General features: G+C 71.8%; 16 protein-coding genes. 3 read left to right on the top strand and 13 right to left on the bottom strand.

All coding sequences use genetic code 11. The annotated features are described in order from the left end of the window. Nucleotides 1-87: 87 nt before the first annotated feature. The 5 genes from pyrE to ACH4LD_RS29535 form a co-directional block, all read right to left on the bottom strand. Nucleotides 88-636: an orotate phosphoribosyltransferase gene (pyrE, locus tag ACH4LD_RS29555; protein ID WP_398054707.1), complete on the bottom strand. Its 549-nt coding sequence runs from the start codon at nucleotides 634-636 to the stop codon at nucleotides 88-90. A gap of 10 nt (nucleotides 637-646) precedes the next feature. After that, nucleotides 647-1,435 carry an aldose 1-epimerase gene (locus ACH4LD_RS29550; protein ID WP_398054708.1) on the bottom strand — a complete coding sequence of 263 codons (789 nt, stop codon included), beginning with the start codon at nucleotides 1,433-1,435 and terminating at the stop codon, nucleotides 647-649. A 58-nt stretch (nucleotides 1,436-1,493) separates the two neighbouring features. Beyond that, the gene (locus tag ACH4LD_RS29545) at nucleotides 1,494-2,351 is read right to left on the bottom strand and encodes an SRPBCC family protein (protein WP_398054709.1); all 858 of its coding nucleotides are present in this window, start codon (nucleotides 2,349-2,351) and stop codon (nucleotides 1,494-1,496) included. A gap of 52 nt (nucleotides 2,352-2,403) precedes the next feature. Further along, nucleotides 2,404-4,038 (bottom strand): polyamine aminopropyltransferase, encoded by a 1,635-nt coding sequence (locus ACH4LD_RS29540; RefSeq protein WP_398054710.1) that lies wholly within the window; start codon nucleotides 4,036-4,038, stop codon nucleotides 2,404-2,406. A 79-nt stretch (nucleotides 4,039-4,117) separates the two neighbouring features. Next, entirely contained in the window at nucleotides 4,118-4,654 is a 537-nt protein-coding gene (locus tag ACH4LD_RS29535; protein WP_398054711.1) for a DUF2617 family protein, read from the bottom strand. Nucleotides 4,655-5,493: 839 nt separating this feature from the next. Between ACH4LD_RS29535 and ACH4LD_RS29530 the strand changes: the two genes are divergently transcribed. After that, a complete protein-coding gene (locus tag ACH4LD_RS29530) occupies nucleotides 5,494-6,678 on the top strand; it encodes a pyridoxal phosphate-dependent aminotransferase (protein ID WP_398054712.1) in 1,185 nt (394 codons plus the stop codon). Between the two features lie 57 nt (nucleotides 6,679-6,735). Here the strand turns inward: ACH4LD_RS29530 and ACH4LD_RS29525 are convergent, their stop codons facing one another. Then, nucleotides 6,736-7,266, bottom strand: a complete 531-nt coding sequence (locus tag ACH4LD_RS29525; RefSeq protein WP_103814776.1) for a YbjN domain-containing protein — start codon at nucleotides 7,264-7,266, stop codon at nucleotides 6,736-6,738. Between the two features lie 105 nt (nucleotides 7,267-7,371). Beyond that, nucleotides 7,372-9,969, bottom strand: a complete 2,598-nt coding sequence (gene clpB / locus ACH4LD_RS29520; protein WP_398054713.1) for an ATP-dependent chaperone ClpB — start codon at nucleotides 9,967-9,969, stop codon at nucleotides 7,372-7,374. A 117-nt stretch (nucleotides 9,970-10,086) separates the two neighbouring features. Between clpB and ACH4LD_RS29515 the strand changes: the two genes are divergently transcribed. Next, a complete protein-coding gene (locus ACH4LD_RS29515) occupies nucleotides 10,087-10,500 on the top strand; it encodes a TIGR03618 family F420-dependent PPOX class oxidoreductase (protein ID WP_132784683.1) in 414 nt (137 codons plus the stop codon). A gap of 155 nt (nucleotides 10,501-10,655) precedes the next feature. Here the strand turns inward: ACH4LD_RS29515 and ACH4LD_RS29510 are convergent, their stop codons facing one another. Both ACH4LD_RS29510 and ACH4LD_RS29505 read right to left on the bottom strand, forming a co-directional pair. Next, a complete protein-coding gene (locus ACH4LD_RS29510; protein ID WP_030648261.1) occupies nucleotides 10,656-10,991 on the bottom strand; it encodes a hypothetical protein in 336 nt (111 codons plus the stop codon). Nucleotides 10,992-10,994: 3 nt separating this feature from the next. Beyond that, nucleotides 10,995-11,198, bottom strand: a complete 204-nt coding sequence (locus tag ACH4LD_RS29505) for a hypothetical protein (protein WP_103814782.1) — start codon at nucleotides 11,196-11,198, stop codon at nucleotides 10,995-10,997. 170 nt (nucleotides 11,199-11,368) lie between these two features. Here ACH4LD_RS29505 and ACH4LD_RS29500 point away from each other — a divergent pair, with 170 nt between their 5' ends. Further along, nucleotides 11,369-12,313: a helix-turn-helix transcriptional regulator gene (locus tag ACH4LD_RS29500; protein ID WP_398054714.1), complete on the top strand. Its 945-nt coding sequence runs from the start codon at nucleotides 11,369-11,371 to the stop codon at nucleotides 12,311-12,313. 19 nt (nucleotides 12,314-12,332) lie between these two features. On the opposite strand, the gene ACH4LD_RS29495 is transcribed toward ACH4LD_RS29500, so the two are convergent. From ACH4LD_RS29495 to dnaJ, 4 genes are all read right to left on the bottom strand, one after another. After that, a complete protein-coding gene (locus ACH4LD_RS29495) occupies nucleotides 12,333-13,376 on the bottom strand; it encodes a LuxR C-terminal-related transcriptional regulator (protein ID WP_398054715.1) in 1,044 nt (347 codons plus the stop codon). Nucleotides 13,377-13,551: 175 nt separating this feature from the next. Further along, entirely contained in the window at nucleotides 13,552-14,658 is a 1,107-nt protein-coding gene (locus ACH4LD_RS29490; protein ID WP_398054716.1) for a sugar ABC transporter substrate-binding protein, read from the bottom strand. Nucleotides 14,659-14,965: 307 nt separating this feature from the next. Continuing rightward, nucleotides 14,966-15,430, bottom strand: a complete 465-nt coding sequence (locus ACH4LD_RS29485) for a heat shock protein transcriptional repressor HspR (RefSeq protein WP_103814833.1) — start codon at nucleotides 15,428-15,430, stop codon at nucleotides 14,966-14,968. A gap of 5 nt (nucleotides 15,431-15,435) precedes the next feature. Next, nucleotides 15,436-16,602 carry a molecular chaperone DnaJ gene (dnaJ, locus tag ACH4LD_RS29480; protein ID WP_103814790.1) on the bottom strand — a complete coding sequence of 389 codons (1,167 nt, stop codon included), beginning with the start codon at nucleotides 16,600-16,602 and terminating at the stop codon, nucleotides 15,436-15,438. Between the last annotated feature and the right edge of the window lie 7 nt (nucleotides 16,603-16,609).

Raw genomic sequence — 16,609 nt, 5'->3', positions numbered from 1 at the left:
TGGGGTGCGACGTCATCGTCGGCCCCATCTTTCCAGACACGGGGCGCCGGGTCGGCGCCCCGGTCAAGTGCAGGTCAAACCGCCCGGTCAGTCCAGACCCAGTTCATCCTTCGAGAAGGCGAACCGGTACGGAACGCCCGCGCCGGCCTCGATCTTCTCGGCGGCGCCGGTCGCCCGGTCCACGATGGTCGCGACGGCGACGACCTCGGCACCGGCCTCGCGCACGGCCTCGACGGCGGTCAGCGGGGAACCGCCGGTGGTGGAGGTGTCCTCCACCACCAGGACCCGGCGGCCCGCGATGTCCGGGCCCTCGACGCGCCGCTGGAGCCCGTGCGCCTTGGCGGCCTTGCGGACGACGAACGCGTCCAGCCTGCGCCCGCGCGCGGCGGCGGCGTGCAGCATGGCGGCGGCGACCGGGTCGGCGCCCATGGTGAGCCCGCCGACCGCGTCGAACTCAAGGTCGGCGGTCAGGTCCAGCAGTGCCTGGCCGACCAGCGGGGCGGCCTCGCCGTCGAGGGTGATGCGGCGCAGGTCGACGTAGTAGTCGGCCTCCAGACCGGAGGAGAGGGTCACCTTGCCGTGCACCACGGCCTTGTCCTTGATCTGCTGCAGCAGCGCGCCGCGTACATCCGTCATGCCGACCAGCTTAGAGCCGCCGCCAGCTCCAGGTGGTGCCGGCTTCCAGCGGGTCCAGCGGCGTGACCAGGCGCGGGGAGGTGTTCAGACCGTTGGGCGGCCCGGTCTGCGGCTCCACGCAGACGGCCTCGGCCTGCTCGTCGTAGACCACCACCCACTCCTCCCGGCTCGCCACCTTCAGCTCCAGCTGCCCGGGCCAGGTGAGGGTGACGTCGACGCCGCCGGGCATGCCGAAGCAGTCGTCCCAGGGGCCCGGCCGCGGGTCGACGCGGTTGCCGGTGGGCAGGTGGTCGGCGCCGCGCTCCTCCTGCCAGGCGGGCTTGAAGTCCAGCCGGACGTCCTCGCCGCCGAGGTTGCGGTGGAACCACGGGTGCCAGCCGAGCTGCGCCGGGAAGGAGTCGTCGTACGTCTCCACGGACATCGTCAGCGTCAGGCTGTCCTCGGCGAGCGTGACGATCTGGGTGACCCGGCCGGGACGCGGCCAGGGGTCGGTCAGCTCGTACGTGATCACCGCCTCGTTCTCCGTGACGCGCGCGGTGCGCCAGGCGCCGTCGCGGGCGGTGCCGTGGATGGCGTGCGGCGGGGAGTTGAGCGGCATCTGGCGGACGGTGCCGCCGTCCAGGAAGCGCCCGTCCCGGATCCGGCCGCACCAGGGCACCATCGGGAAGCAGCCGTAGCGCTCCCCCTGCCTCAGCAGTTCCAGGGAACCGATCCTGAGGCTGCCGATACGGCCGCCGTTGGCCGGGCTGACGCGTGCTTCCGCTTCGCCTGCGGTCAGCGTGATGTCTTCGTTACTCACGGGACGACAGTACTTGGGGGAGGACGGTGCCGGCCGCGCCCCTGAGGGCCGCGTCCGCTCAGCGGCGTTTGCGCAGCGCCTTGCCCACGACGATCGCCGACGCGACGACCAGTGCCGCCGCCGGTGCCGCCCAGCGCAGCGCCGAGGCCGCCGTGACCGTCTGCGGCGCCGGGACCGGGGCGTAGCGGCCGCGCGGCGGGGCGTGGTCGACCTCCTCGGCGCTGCGGCCGATCATCGTGCGGCGGGCGTGCGCGGCCTCGGCGGGGGGTTCACCGGTCTCGGCGAAGTCGCCGGAGGGGCGGTCGGTGGAGGCGGTGACGATCCCGGTGTCGGCGTCCGGGTCCGTGCCGGTGTCCGTGTCGAGGTCCTCGTCCGCGTCCGGGGACAGGGCGGGCGGGGGGATCTCGGTCTCGAAGACGGAGGTGTGGGTGGCACCGGAGGGGGGCTTCGGCTGCTCTTCGGCACCGGCGTCGGCATCCGCGTCGGCTCCGGCTCCGGCTCCGGCGGCCAGCGACTCCAGGAAGCGGTTCAGCAGCCGGGTCGCCGCCGCGGTCACCGTCTCCGCGGGCAGTTCCGAGATGCGGCCGGTCGCGTCCACCGTGCCCTCGGCCGTGACCGTGCAACCGCCCTCGGTGTCCGCGAGGCGCAGGGTCAGGGCGAGCTTGACCGCGCCGGCGCCGCGCGCCTCGGTGGCGTCGCCCACGACGGCGTACGTGCCGTCCTCGCAGGCGGTCACCCGGGCCGTGCCGCGGTAGGTGACGGAGTGTCCGCCGACCCGCAGCTTGAGCCGGCCGGTGATCGGTTCGGCACCGGCGTCCTGCTGCAGGCCGGGAACGGCCCGCGCCACGCGTGTCCGGTCGGCCAGTGCCGCGCCGATCCGCTCGGCGGGGGCCGGGACGAAGACCTGGTGCTCCATGTCCGTGGAGCCTACCCAGTTGTCGCCGGAACTCACCCGGCCGTGAGGCCCCTCAGTACCTCGGATGCACCAGTGTCGACACCGGCGCCCCGGACACCCGCGTCCGTCGCGCCGCCCGCGCGTCCGCCGTCAGTCCGGCCTGTGTCAGCGTCCCCGCCCCCTCATGGCCCACGCGCAGGGCGGGCGCGGCGTCCCCGCGCGCCGCCAGCAGGAACCCCCAGTCGTGTGCTGCCCGGGACGCCCCCGTCGAGCGGTCGCGGCCGGCCGCGAAGGCGGGGTCGTGGCCGGACACCCGGTAGGGCGAGACGGCGAAGCCGGCGGCACGCAGGGTGGCGGCGACGGTCCAGAAGGCGCGGGGCCGGGCGGTGACGGGCCCCGCGTGCACCGCCAGGCGGCCGTCCGGGGCCAGGACGCGGCGGGCCAGGCCGTAGAACTCCTCGGAGTACAGCTTGGTGGAGGCGGTGATCCCGGGGTCGGGCAGGTCGCTGATCACGACGTCGTACGCCGGTCCGCGCGCCCGCCGCAGCCAGGTGAGCGCGTCGGCCGTGGTGACGCGCACGCGCGGGTCGGCGAGCGCGTGCCCGTTGAGGGCGGACAGGCCGGGGTCGCGGCGGGCCAGCCGTACCAGGCCGGGGTCGAGTTCGACGATGTCCACGCGGCGCACCCCGGGGTGGCGCAGCACCTCGCGGGCGGCCAGGCCGTCGCCGCCGCCGAGGATCAGCACGCGCGCGTGCGGGCCGGTCAGGGCCGGCCGGACCAGGGCCTCGTGGTAGCGGTGCTCGTCCCGGCCGCCGACCCGGAGGCGGCCGTCGAGGAAGAGGTCGAGGGGTTCGCCGTGGGTGCCGCCGGCGAGGACGACCTCCTGGACGCCGGTCCGCACGGCCACCCGGACGTCCGTGCCGTAGACGGCGCGCCGGGCGGCCCGTTCGAAGTCGCCGGCGAGGGCGGCGGCGGAGGCGAGGACGCCGAGGACGGTGAGCCCGGCGAGGAGCAGGGTCCAGCGGGCGCGGCGGGTGAGGTCGCGGCGGAAGAGACCGAGGACCAGGGCGCCGCCCGCGACGACGTTGACCGTCCCCGTCAGCAGGGCGCCCGTCAACTGGCCGAGGAACGGCAGCAGGAGGAACGGGAAGGCGAGGCCGCCGACCAGCGCGCCCACGTAGTCCGCGGCGAACAGGTCGGCCACCGCGCCGCCCGCGTCCTGCCGGCGGATGCGCTGGATCAGCTCCATCAGCAGCGGGACCTCGGCGCCGATGAGCAGCCCGATGGTGAGGGAGAAGGCGACCAGGAGGCAGCGCGGTCCGTCGGCCCACATCCCGCCCCAGCCGGCGGTCCAGGCGAAGACGGCGTACAGGGCCATGGCGCTGCACCCGCCGATCAGCGCGAGGGCCGACTCGACCGCGCCGAATCCGGCCGCCGCGTGGCAGCGCAGCCGCTTGGCGCCGAGCGAGCCGACGCCCATCGCGAACACCATCACGGAGAGCACCACGGAGGCCTGGGTGACCGAGTCGCCCATCAGGTACGAGGCGAAGGCGACCAGTTCGAGTTCGTACACGAGTCCGCAGGCCGCGCAGACGAAGACGCACACGAGGACCAGGAACCGCCCGGTGCCGGGCCGGACGGGCAGCCGTGCGGGGCCTGTCCAGGAGGGCGGGGCGCCCGGGGGCGCGGGGGCGTGCGGTTCGATCACCCTGCGACGTTACGTCACTCGCCGGGTACGCTTCGTCACCCACACGTGTGGATCTGGGGGCGGTTGACGCGGTACGGGTTTATGTCGCCGCGGGCTGCCGGGCCGCCGTCCGCCTGCGTGCCCCGACCCGGGTCCGGGTGGCCACGAGCTGGCCGTCCTGCGGGTAGGCGTGCCAGGTGCGCCAGTGCACCTGGCCCTCGTGGTGCTGGGCCAGCATCGCGGTGAAGGCGTGCGGGCTGCCCGGGAAGACCCCGGCGAGGCCGTGCGGATGGTCGGAGACGAGGGCCAGCAGCTCCTGGGCGCGGCCCGCGAACGAGCCGGGGGTGAGCACCTCCACGCGGGCGGCGAACTCGTACTCCCAGTCGCCGACGCGCTTGGCGACGCCCAGCGGCAGCGGGGTGCTGGAGCCGGGGATGCAGGCGACCGTCTCCGAACAGCGGCCCCGCTCTTCCTCCAGGAGCACCTGGTGGGACGCGCCGAGCAGCCGCAACTGCAGCTTCGCGCCGGTGAGTTCGAGATCGAGGGTGGCCAGGGCGGGCAGCGGCTCGCGACCCAGGGCCCAGGCGAGATCGGCGGCGCGCGTATCGGTGTAGGTGGTGTTCAGGGTCGTGAGCATGGATCGGCTCCGCTAACACGCAAGGAGGGGGAGATCGGCCATGTCAGCCCAGCCGGCCCGGCCGGGGTGGGGAGCCTGGGGGACGTCCGAGGGGCTGCGTTGGCGATGTAGAGGGAATCATGAACAGTGGCGCCGTCACAGCGTTTTTACCCAACTTCGTGGGCTTTCCATCCCTCAGAGGGCTCCACAGCTCAACTGTTCAACCACGGCGTGCGCCGGGCGCGGGAAACGGACGCGGCCGAGCGCCCGCCGGGAGGTCTCCCCCGGCGGCCGCCCGGCCGTGTGCGGCCCGGATGCGGATCCCCCTGCTCCGGAAGCTCGGCTGCCCCGTGTCAGCCGCCTCCGCCGCATCCGCCCCCGCCGCCGCACGACGAACCCCCGCCGCAGGAGGAGCCACCACCGCAGGACGAGCTTCCGCCGCAGGACGAATGGCCACCACAGGAGGAGTGACCCCCGTGCCCCCCGTGGTGTCCCCCGTGCCCGCCCGACGAGCCGGAGTCGCCGCCGCCGGCCCACCAGCTGTTGGTGCTCCCACCCGCGTAGCCCGCGGCCGACGACGACGCCGACGCGCGGTACGACCGGTTCCGTCGGCCGCCCTTGCCGAGCGGCACTCCGCCGCGCCGGTGACGGCGGCCACGGCCCGCCGCCACCGCGACGACCAGAACCGCGGCCACCGCCAGGATGATGCCGAAGGTCATGGCGTCACCCTCCTTCCGTTCCCCCGAAGCGGCCCCCCGTGGGCGCCTCGCCGTTGCCGCGTCCTACCGCGGTGACCGGGGGATGCCCGGCCGCGCCGGACCGCAAAGCAGAGTTGAGGAACTCCAGAGCTTGAGCGCAGGATGACGGGCATGACCTCCAGCGCACGCCCCCACCTCAACCGCCGGCTCGCCGCGTTCGGGACGACGATCTTCGCCGAGATGTCGGCGCTCGCCGTGGCGACCGGGTCGATCAACCTGGGCCAGGGCTTCCCCGACACCGACGGGCCCGAGGAGATCCGGGAGGCCGCCGTGCGGGCGCTGCGCGACGGCCGCGGCAACCAGTACCCGCCCGGCCCCGGCATCCCCGAGCTGCGTACCGCGATCGCCGCGCACCAGCTGCGCCGCTACGGCCTGTCCTACGACCCCGACACCGAGGTGCTGGTCACGGCGGGCGCGACCGAGGCCATCGCGGCCGCGCTGCTGGCGCTGGTCGAGCCGGGGGACGAGGTGGTGGCGCTGGAGCCGTACTACGACTCGTACGCGGCGGACATCGCGATGGCGGGCGGCACGCGGGTGCCGGTCACCCTGCGCCCGCACGAGGGCGGCTTCCGGCTGGACCTGGACGAACTGCGCGCGGCGGTCACCGACCGCACCCGGCTGCTGCTGATCAACACCCCGCACAACCCCACCGGCACCGTCCTCACGCGCGCGGAGCTGGCCGCGATCGCCGGGCTGGCGGTGGAACGGGACCTGCTGGTGGTGACCGACGAGGTCTACGAGCACCTGGTCTTCGACGGCGCCGAACACCTGCCGCTGGCCACGTTCCCCGGGATGCGCGAGCGCACGGTCAGCATCGGTTCGGCCGGCAAGACCTTCTCGTTCACCGGCTGGAAGGTCGGCTGGGTGACGGCCACGCCGGAGCTGGTGAGCGCGGTCCGCGCGGTGAAGCAGTTCCTGACGTACGTCTCCTCGGGCCCCTTCCAGTACGCGGTGGCCGAGGCTCTCGCGCTGCCCGACTCCTGGTTCGAGGAGTTCCGGCGGGGCATGCTGGCGCGCCGGGAGATCCTGGCGGAGGGGCTGACGGCGGCGGGCTTCGAGGTGTTCCGGCCGGCCGGGACGTACTTCATCACCACCGACATCCGGCCCCTGGGCGAGAAGGACGGCTTCGCCTTCTGCCGCGCGCTGCCGGAGCGTGCCGGCGTGGTGGCCGTCCCGAACGCGGTCTTCTACGACGACCGGGAGGCGGGGGCGCCGTTCGTGCGGTTCGCCTTCTGCAAGCGGGAGGACGTCCTGCGCGAGGCGGCGGAGCGGCTGCGGCGCATGTGAGCGCGAGGAGGCCGGTCCGGGGGCGGGAGGCCCCCGGACCGGCCGGTCCGGGGGCGGTTACTCCCCGTCGTCCTCCGGCGTCTCGGAGTCGTTGACCTCCTGCTCCAGGCCGAGCTGCTCGACCAGCCACTTGTCGAACTCGATCGCGGCGCGCACCCAGCTCACCGTGGAGGAGACGAAGTGGTTGATGTCGACGCCCGTGCCGATCAGCATCTGGGCCTCGCCGATCAGGCGGACGGTGCCGTCGTCATGGGTGTGGGTGTACACCTTGGGCCACAGGGTGCGGCGGTTCCAGTCGTCGATGGACTCCAGCAGCTGCGGCTTCTCGTCGATCTTGTGGGGCCGGTCGTAGAAGGTCCGCACCGAGAAGATCGCCTGCTCGGCCTCTCCCCGGAACATGAAGTAGGTGCGGAACTGCTCCCACGGCGCGGCGAGGTCACCCTCCTCGTCGACGACGTACTTCAGCTCCATCTGGTCGAGAAGCTGCTTCACCAGGTCCTGATCCGGGAGGACGGGGCCAACCGGTCCTTGGGGCTGCGGTTCGGGCTGGCCCCCGAAGTTCGGAATCGAGGACGGGTCGATGCTCACCGTGATTTTCCCTTCATGCGGATGCGGCCATCCTCCCACCGGCGGGTCGGGGGATGGCAACCCCCGACCCGCCGGTCAGCCGACAGCTGACAGCCGGCATGTCCGCTAGAGGGTCTTCCCGGTCGCCGGGCCGACCAGCAGGCCCTCGCCGAAGCGGTCCACGCGGACCGTGTCGCCGTCCTTGACCTCGCCGGACAGGATCTCCTTGGCGAGCCGGTCGCCGATGGCGCTCTGCACCAGCCGGCGCAGCGGCCGGGCACCGTAGGCCGGGTCCAGGCCCTCCTCCGCCAGCCAGGCCAGCGCGTCCGGGGTGACGTCCAGGGTGAGCCGCCGCTCGGCCAGCCGCTTGGCCAGCCGGTCGATCTGGAGCCCCGCGATCCGCTCCAGCTCGGGCTTGGTGAGCGCCGAGAAGACCACCAGGTCGTCCAGCCGGTTGAGGAACTCCGGCTTGAAGGAGCTCCGGACGGTCTCCAGCACCTGCTCCTTCTTCTGCTCCTCGGTGGTCAGCGGGTCCATCAGGAAGTGGCTGCCCAGGTTGGAGGTGAGGACCAGGATGGTGTTGCGGAAGTCGACCGTGCGACCCTGGCCGTCCGTCAGCCGGCCGTCGTCCAGCACCTGGAGCAGGATGTCGAAGACCTCCGGGTGGGCCTTCTCCACCTCGTCCAGCAGGATCACGCTGTACGGGCGCCGGCGCACGGCCTCGGTGAGCTGGCCGCCCTCCTCGTAGCCGACGTACCCGGGGGGCGCGCCGACCAGCCGGGCCACGCTGTGCTTCTCGCCGTACTCCGACATGTCGATGCGGACCATGGCCCGCTCGTCGTCGAAGAGGAAGTCCGCGAGCGCCTTGGCCAGTTCGGTCTTGCCGACACCGGTCGGGCCGAGGAAGAGGAAGGACCCGGTGGGCCGGTCGGGGTCGGCGATCCCGGCCCGCGAGCGGCGCACGGCGTCCGACACGGCCCGTACGGCCTCGCTCTGGCCGATGAGCCGCTTGCCGATCTCCTCCTCCATGCGCAGCAGCTTCTGCGTCTCGCCCTCCAGCAGGCGCCCGGCGGGGATGCCGGTCCAGGCGGCGACGACGTCGGCGATGTCGTCGGAGCCGACCTCCTCCTTGACCATGGTGTCCTTGGCGACCTCCTCCTCGGCGGCGGAGGCGGCCTCCAGCTCCTTCTCCAGCTGCGGGATCTCGCCGTACAGCAGCTTGGCCGCGGTGTCGAAGTCGCCGTCGCGCTGGGCTCGTTCGGCCTGTCCGCGCAGGTCGTCCAGGCGCTCCTTGAGCTCACCGACCCGGTTGAGGGACTGCTTCTCCTTCTCCCAGCGGGCGGTCAGGCCGCGCAGCTCCTCCTCCCTGTCGGCGAGGTCGCGGCGCAGCTTCTCCAGGCGGGCGACGGAGGCCGGGTCGGTCTCCTTGCTGAGGGCCAGCTCCTCCATCCGCAGCCGGTCGACGGAGCGCTGGAGCTCGTCGATCTCCACGGGCGAGGAGTCGATCTCCATGCGCAGCCGGGAGGCCGCCTCGTCGACGAGGTCGATGGCCTTGTCCGGCAGGAAGCGGGAGGTGATGTACCGGTCGGACAGGGTCGCGGCGGCCACCAGCGCGGAGTCGTTGATCTGCACCTTGTGGTGGGCCTCGTAGCGGCCCTTGAGCCCGCGCAGGATCGCGATGGTGTCCTCGACGCTCGGCTCGCCGACGAAGACCTGCTGGAAGCGGCGCTCCAGCGCCGGGTCCTTCTCGATCCGCTCGCGGTACTCGTCCAGCGTGGTCGCGCCGATCATGCGCAGCTCACCGCGCGCGAGCATCGGCTTCAGCATGTTGCCCGCGTCCATGGCGGAGTCGCCGCCGGCACCGGCGCCCACGACGGTGTGCAGCTCGTCGATGAACGTGATGATCTGCCCGTCGGACTCCTTGATCTCCGACAGGACGGCCTTGAGGCGCTCCTCGAACTCGCCGCGGTACTTGGCACCGGCCACCATCGCGCCGAGGTCGAGCGCGACCAGCCGCTTGTCCTTCAGCGACTCGGGCACGTCGCCCTTCACGATGCGCTGGGCGAGGCCCTCGACCACGGCGGTCTTGCCGACTCCCGGCTCGCCGATGAGGACGGGGTTGTTCTTCGTACGGCGGCTCAGCACCTGCACGACCCGCCGGATCTCCTGGTCCCGCCCGATGACCGGGTCGAGCCGGCCCTCGCGGGCGGCGGCGGTGAAGTCGGTGCCGAACTTCTCCAGGGCCTTGTACTGGCCCTCCGGGTCGGCGGTGGTCACGCGGCGTCCTCCCCTGGCCTTCTGGAAGGCCTCCTGCAGTTTCTTGGCGTCGGCACCCTGCCCCTTGAGCACGTCCCCGGCGGCACCGCCCTTCGCGGCGATGCCGATGAGCATGTGCTCGGTGGACAGATACTCGTCGCCGAGCGCCTTGGCGCGCTCGGTGGCGTCCGCGATCACGGCCAGCATCTCGCGGTTCGGCTGCGGAGGCGCGACGGTGGACCCGGTCACGCTGGGCAGACCGGCGAGGATGCGCTCCGCGCCGGAGCGTACGGCGGCCTGGTCGGCCTCGACGGCCGCGAGCAGGTCGGTGATGTTCTCGTTGTCCTGCCCCTGGAGCAGAGCCAGCAGCAGGTGGGCGGGGGTGAGATCCGGGTGCCCCTCGGTGAGGGCACGATTGCTCGCCGCGTTGATCGCGTCCCGGCTCCTGTTGGTCAGCTCGGCGTCCACGTGTGCGTTCTCCTCCTACCCGACGGTCCTGCCTCGGTCAACGTGCACAAAGTTGAGTCTATTCCACTCAAGGCCGGTCGCGCACGGGTCCCGGGGGTGTCGGTTAGGTTGCACGGCATGGCCTCGTACTCCCAGGATCCGGCTGCCCCGGACGAGCCGTATCTCGCCTTCTGGCGCGAACGGCATCTGTGCACCCTGACGACCCTCCGCCCCGACGGCAGCCCGCACGTGGTGCCGGTGGGGGTGACCTACGACGCCGCGGCGGGACTGGCCCGGGTGATCACCAACAGGACCAGCACGAAGGTGGCCCATGTGCGCGCGGCCGGGGCCGAGGGGGCCCGGGTGGCGGTGTGCCAGGTGGACGGCCGGCGCTGGGCGACGCTGGAGGGGCGGGCGCGGGTGCGTACCGAGCCGGAGCGGGTCGCGGAGGCGGAGCGGCGGTACGCGGAGCGGTACGAGCGGACGCCCTCGCCGAACCCGTCCCGGGTGGTGATCGAGATCGAGGTGGAGCGGGTGCTGGGGCGTGGCTGAGCGCGCCCGGCACCCGGCGGTTTCCGGCCACCGTGGAGTACGCCCATACCCCGAAATGTCCCCGCAAACTGCAGCGGCGTCACCGTGTTCAGGTCACGGTGACGCCGCTGCGGGGGGGAAGCACCTGAGCGATCTGTTACGACGGGGGAATCGCGTCAGGCACTGCGGGGGGTGGCCGAGATGGTTCGCACGTCGGACGGCGCCGGCTCGGACAGCCGGTGGTCCCGCTGGTCCAGGTTCACAAAGATCATTCCGTACCGGATGGCACAGCGCACCGGCTGGGGCGCGCCACGCGGCTTGCGCAGGCACCGGTAAGCCCGCACATCTCCGTCCTCGTCCCGCGTGACGACGACCGGCTCACCGAACACGGTGACCATCAGCGAGTCACCACTGTGCGGGATGGCCGTGACCAGGTCGATGAAGTGCCAGCCGGAGCGGTAGGCGGTGGCCATTTCGCGACGGAAGGACCGGTCGTCGGGTGGAGTAGTCATCAGTCAGCCCCAGGTGGTGTCGTCCACACCATCGGAATGAGCCGTCCCGGTGCTGCCGTCACTCACAGCGACTGTCCGGGGAGCCACTCCCCAGGTCGTATCGCCCGCGACGTCACGCTTCGCACCGGAGAGGCCACTCAGCGCGCCAATGGCCACAACGGTGGAGAAGGCGACGGCAAGCATCGACCGAAGCAATTTGTTGCGCATATTCGGCTTCGTCCTCACTTGAAGGTCCCCTCTTCCCCCGTCGAACAAGACGATGTCTCATTTGGGCACGTCATGGCCACACGATCGGTGCATCATGTTCCTGCATGTTCAGGACCCTGGGGGGTGGAGATTTGCCATCAAATCGGACCAAAGCGTCACATCCCCATGCCATGACCGAACTCTGCGAGGAGGGTAGCGGCCTTTACGCCAAGGCGCTGCGCGTGGGGCGGATAGCCCGCGCGGAGGCGGAAGCCGCTCCCTGCCTCATGGAGTTCGCCCTCCTGCAACCGGATCCGGACGACGCCAACTGGCTGCGCCCCACCCCGCCGTCCGTCGCCCTGGCCCAGCGGCTCAATCCGATCGAGCGCGAGATCTCCGACCGCAGGCGGCTGTCGATCGAACTGACCGAGGTCTTCGAACCGTTCATGGCGCTCAGCGCCCAGGACACCGCCTCCACCCACGCCATCTCGGTGCTGGAGGGCCTGGACCGCATCAACGCGGCCCTCGACGCTGCGACGGCCGAGTGCCGCTCCGAGGTGCTGACCGTACAGCCGACCAGCCGCCGGCTGGAGCACACCCTCCTCCAGGGCCTGGAACGCGACCGCCCCCTCCTCGAACGCGGCGTGCGCATCCGGACCCTGTACCAGCACACCGCCCGCTACAGCCCCGAGACCCTCGGGTACGTGGCCCAGTTCTCCGTCGGCAAGGTGGAGTACCGCACCATCGACGAACTGGTGGAGCGGCTCATCATCTGCGACGAGACCGTCGCCTTCATCCCGGTGCGCGACGACCGCCAGGTCGCCCTGGAACTCCGCCACCCCGGCCTGGTGCGCTACCTGATCAAGGTGTTCGAGTTCATGTGGGCCCGTGCCGTGCCGCTGAGCACCGGCGCCCCCTACGAGACGGCCCCGGACGGCATCACGGACATCCAGCACTCCATCGCCAAGCTCCTGGTCGAGGGCCACGTCGACGAGGCCATCGCCCGCCGTCTCGGCATGAACGTGCGCACCTGCCGGGCCCACATCGCCAAGCTGGCCCAGGCCCTCGGCAGCGGCAGCCGCGCGCAACTCGGCTATCTCATCGCCCAGTCCGGCATACTCGACCGGGAGCACTGAGGCGCGGGACCACCGAGGCTCAGCGCACGGCCGGGGGTTCCTGCTCCGGACCGGCGAGGGCGGTGGTCGGCAGGGGCGGGCGGTGCCCGTCGAGGCCGACCTGGGCGATGCGGACGCCCAGTTGGGTACGGCTGGCCGCGCCCAGGGTCTCCGACAGACGGGCGATGTGGGCCCGGCAGGTGCGCACGCTGATGCCCAGGCGTTCGGCGATGACCGCGTCCTGGTGGCCCTCGGCGAGCAGCGCGGCGATGGACTGCTCGCGGTGCGAGATGCCCTCGATGCCGGTGTCGGGGAGCGGGGCCGTGAGCGGGATCGCCAGGCGCCACAGCCGTTCGAAGACCGTCACCAGGTAGGCGATCAGGGCCGGGTGGCGCAGCTCCAGGGCCATCGTGCGGTCGGTGTTGGCGGGGATGAACGCCACCGTGCGGTCGAAGAGGATGAGCCGGTCGATGACCTCGTCCAGGGTGCGCGCCTCCACCGCGTCGCCCATCAGCTCAAGGTAGTTGAGCAGGCCCTGGCCGTGCCGGGCCACATGCGTGTACAGGTCCCGCATCCGCACGCCCCGGCCGCGCAGCGCCAGCGCCCGGTGCAGGCCCTCGGAGAGTTCCGCCTCCCGCCGGATGCCGCCGGGCTGCACGGTGAGCACCTCGGTGGTGCACGCCTCGGTCGCCTCGTCCATCGCGGCCTGGATGCGGGAGAGCCCGTCCAAGACCCGGATGGCGCTGCCCTCGGCCGGCGCCGCCAGCGCGTTCAGCTGCCTCCCCAGGCCCGCGTACCACTCGAACGCGGCCACCGCCGAGCCCACCCGCCGCTGGCTCGCGCTGACCTCGTCGTAGACCCCGCGCAGCAGCCGGGTCATGACCTCCTGCGGGGAGGTCGGCACCAGCCAGTCCATGTCGTCCGGGTCGGGGTGCAGCAGGGCGAGCTCCAGCAGGCAGGGCACCGGTTCGGCGTCCGTGCGCGGCACCCGCCCCCGGCGCACGGCACGGGAGTACACCCGATCCCCGGCTGCACACAGCCGGTCGGCACCGTGAGGATGCTCCTCCGCCCCGCGCCCGGCCATCGCCCATTCCACCCCCGGTGTGCTGCCACTTCCGTGGCGCAACTATGCGCGGCGCCGAACCGGGTCCGCAACACGGCTCCCTCCACGGCGGTCACCGGAAAATGCCGCTGTGTCCGGGTTCCGGCACCGGTCCGCGCCGCGCACCGCGGCCGGCCGGGGGTGGAACGCGGGGCTCCTACTTCAGGCCGGCCGACGCGCAGGCCGCCTTGTACTTGGCGGTGCAGATGTCATCGACCGTGTAGATGCCGTCCGCGACGACCGTGTCCTTGACGGTGTGCTTGGTCAGCGCGGTCACCTGGACCAGCTTGGCCGGAATGTCCTTGGTGGTGGGGCTGTCCACCCGGTCCTGGGTGAGGGCGTCGAACTGGATGTCCTTGCCCTGGAGCTTGGTGACGGCCATCTGCGCGGCGGCCTCGGCCTCGTCCGGGTAGGACTTGAAGACGCTCATGTACTGCTCGTCCGCCAGCACCCGCTGCACGGCGTCCAGTTCGGCGTCCTGACCGGTGATCGGGGGCAGCTTGGTGACACCGGCCGCCTTCAGGGCCTTGATGATGCCGCCCGCCATGCCGTCGTTGGCGGAGTAGACACCGGCGATGTTGTCCTTGCCGATCTTCGCGATGGCCCTGGCCATGTTGGCCTCGGCGTTCTCCGGCTTCCACTTGACGGTGTCGAAGCTCTCCGCGATGTCCACCTTGCCGTTCAGCTCGGAGAGCGCGCCCTCCTTGAACTGCTTGGCGTTCGGGTCGGTGGGCGAGCCGTTCATCATGACGATCTTGTCGGAGGTGTCGACGTCCGGACCCAGGGCCTCCAGCAGGGAGCGGCCCTGCACCTCGCCGACGAGTTCGTTGTCGAAGGAGATGTAGGCGTCGATCGGGCCCTCGGCGAGACGGTCGTAGGCGATGACCGGAATGCCCGCGTCCTTGGCCTTCTTCACCTCGCCGGCGATGGCGTGGGCGTCCACCGCGTCGACCAGGATGACGTCGACCTTGCCGTCGATCATGTTCTGCATCTGCTCGGACTGCCGGGCCGGGCTCGCGTCGGCGTTGGCGTACTCCACCTTGCCCTGCTTCTTGGTGAGTTCGGCCACCTTGTCCCGGATGATGGGGTAGTCGAACTTGTCGTAGCGGGTGTTCGCCTTCTCCGGTAGCAGCAGGCCCACCGTGATGTCGTTGCCCTTGGTCGGGCTCGCACTCGCGCCGTCCCCCGTCACGTTCAGCACGCCACAGCCGGCGAGCGAGAGGGTCATCGTGGACGCGGCCACGGATATGGCGATACGGCGCATGCGAGGGCTCACTTCAGGTGCGTTCCGGACGTGGGCGTTGCTATACGGCCCAGGTGTCTGAAAAGACAACGCGCAGGCCGCACCCGGCGTCAAGAAGAATCACTTAACGAGTGCGCAACAGCACGCTCCGCTGTACCTGTGGAGGTCATGCGAAACCCCCTTCAAAGGCCCTTTACGGACCGTCCACGCCAAGGGAGTTCATGGGAACGGCAAAGACCCGCACAACCAGGGAGATTCCCCACCAGGCGTGCGGGGACACGAAGAGGGGCCCGGAATCCGGGCCCCTCTTCGTGTGCGCCTGTGCGCGTCAGTCCTGCTGCTGCCGCTTCGGCCGCCACACCACCAACGCGCTGGTCTGCTGGACCTCCTGGTACGGCACCAGGTCGCGCCGGTAGGAGGCGTGCACGGCCGCCTCGCGCTGCTGCATCGCGGCCGCAGCGCCGTCCAGGGCCGCCTCCAGCTCCGCGACGCGGTGCTGGAGCGCGGTGACCTGGTTCTCCAGTTCGATGATCCGCTTGATTCCGGCCAGGTTGATGCCCTCGTCCTGTGACAACTGCTGCACCTGGCGGAGCAGTTCGATGTCACGGGCCGAGTAGCGGCGGCCCCGGCCGGCGGTGCGGTCGGGCGAGACCAGGCCCAGGCGGTCGTACTGGCGCAGCGTCTGCGGGTGGAGTCCGGAGAGCTGGGCCGCCACCGAGATGACGTAGACCGGGGTCTCCTCGGTCAGTTCATACGGCCCACGAAAATTGTCACCGCGTCGACGGCCGTCCATCACTCTCAAGCTCCCTTCGCGGCCTCGAACAGCTCCGCCCGCGGGTCCTCGCCCGCGGTCGCCTCGCGATACGCCTCCAGTGCGTCACGAGCCTTCCCCGACAGGTCCGTGGGGACACGCACCTCGACGGTGACCAGGAGGTCGCCGCGGGTGCCGTCCTTGCGGACCGCGCCCTTGCCCCGCGCGCGCATGGTACGGCCGTTGGGCGTGCCGGGCGGCAGTTTCAGGGTGACGGGCGGACCGCCGAGGGTCGGCACCCGCACCTCGCCGCCGAGAGCCGCCTCGGGATACGTCACCGGCACCGTGACGGTGAGGTTGTCGCCCTTGCGTCCGAACACCGGGTGCTCGCCGACATGGACGACCACGTACAGGTCGCCGGCCGGACCGCCCCGCTCGCCGGGCGCGCCCTTGCCGCGCAGCCGGATCCGCTGCCCGTCGGTGACGCCCGCCGGGATGCGGACCTGCATCGTGCGGGACGACTTGGCGCGCCCGCTGCCCTTGCACTCCAGGCAGGGGTGCTCGGCGATCAGGCCGCGGCCCTTGCAGTCGGGGCAGGGGTCGGTGAGCGAGAAGCCGCCACCGGAACCCCGGGCGACCTGGCCGGTGCCGACGCAGGTCGGGCACACGCGCGGTGTGCCGTTCTTGTCGCCGGTGCCCGAGCAGGCCTTGCAGGGCGCCTGGGAGGACATCCGCAGGGGAACCGTGGCCCCCTCGATGGCCTCCGTGAAGCTCAGCGTGACCTCGGACTCGATGTCCTGGCCGCGCCGGGGCTGGGTCCGCGTGCCCGCGGCGCCGCCGCGGTTGAACAGGCCCCCGAAGACGTCACCGAGTCCGCCACCGAAGCCTCCGCCCTGGGCGGCGCCTCCGAAGAGGTCGCCCAGGTCGAAGTTGAAGGAGCCGCCGGCCGCGCCCGGCCCGGGGCGGAAGCCGCCGTTGCCGAAGAGCGCGCGCGCCTCGTCGTACTCCTTGCGCTTCTTGGGGTCGCCGAGGACGTCGTTCGCCTCGGAGATCTCCTTGAAGCGCTCCTCCGCCTTGGCGTTGCCCTTGTTGGCGTCCGGGTGGAACTCGCGGGCGAGCTTCCGGTACGCCTTCTTGATCTCGGCCTCGGTGGCGTCCTTCGGGACGCCGAGGACCTTGTAGTAGTCCTTCTCGATGAAGTCCTTGGTGCTCATCCTCGAC

It is taken from the genome of Streptomyces sp. NPDC017676 (assembly GCF_044329325.1).
Taxonomy (GTDB): Bacteria; Actinomycetota; Actinomycetes; order Streptomycetales; family Streptomycetaceae; genus Streptomyces.
This window is presented reverse-complemented; position numbering and strand designations above follow the sequence as displayed.

Coding starts and splice junctions, on each gene's coding strand:
- ACH4LD_RS29515 (WP_132784683.1), top strand. CDS start 10,087: ATGGCCTCGTACTCCCAGGATCCGGCTGCCCCGGACGAGCCGTATCTC.
- pyrE (WP_398054707.1), bottom strand. CDS start 636: ATGACGGATGTACGCGGCGCGCTGCTGCAGCAGATCAAGGACAAGGCC.
- ACH4LD_RS29505 (WP_103814782.1), bottom strand. CDS start 11,198: ATGCGCAACAAATTGCTTCGGTCGATGCTTGCCGTCGCCTTCTCCACC.
- ACH4LD_RS29485 (WP_103814833.1), bottom strand. CDS start 15,430: ATGGACGGCCGTCGACGCGGTGACAATTTTCGTGGGCCGTATGAACTG.
- ACH4LD_RS29495 (WP_398054715.1), bottom strand. CDS start 13,376: ATGGCCGGGCGCGGGGCGGAGGAGCATCCTCACGGTGCCGACCGGCTG.
- ACH4LD_RS29535 (WP_398054711.1), bottom strand. CDS start 4,654: ATGCTCACGACCCTGAACACCACCTACACCGATACGCGCGCCGCCGAT.
- dnaJ (WP_103814790.1), bottom strand. CDS start 16,602: ATGAGCACCAAGGACTTCATCGAGAAGGACTACTACAAGGTCCTCGGC.
- ACH4LD_RS29490 (WP_398054716.1), bottom strand. CDS start 14,658: ATGCGCCGTATCGCCATATCCGTGGCCGCGTCCACGATGACCCTCTCG.
- ACH4LD_RS29510 (WP_030648261.1), bottom strand. CDS start 10,991: ATGACTACTCCACCCGACGACCGGTCCTTCCGTCGCGAAATGGCCACC.
- ACH4LD_RS29530 (WP_398054712.1), top strand. CDS start 5,494: ATGACGGGCATGACCTCCAGCGCACGCCCCCACCTCAACCGCCGGCTC.
- ACH4LD_RS29545 (WP_398054709.1), bottom strand. CDS start 2,351: ATGGAGCACCAGGTCTTCGTCCCGGCCCCCGCCGAGCGGATCGGCGCG.
- ACH4LD_RS29500 (WP_398054714.1), top strand. CDS start 11,369: ATGACCGAACTCTGCGAGGAGGGTAGCGGCCTTTACGCCAAGGCGCTG.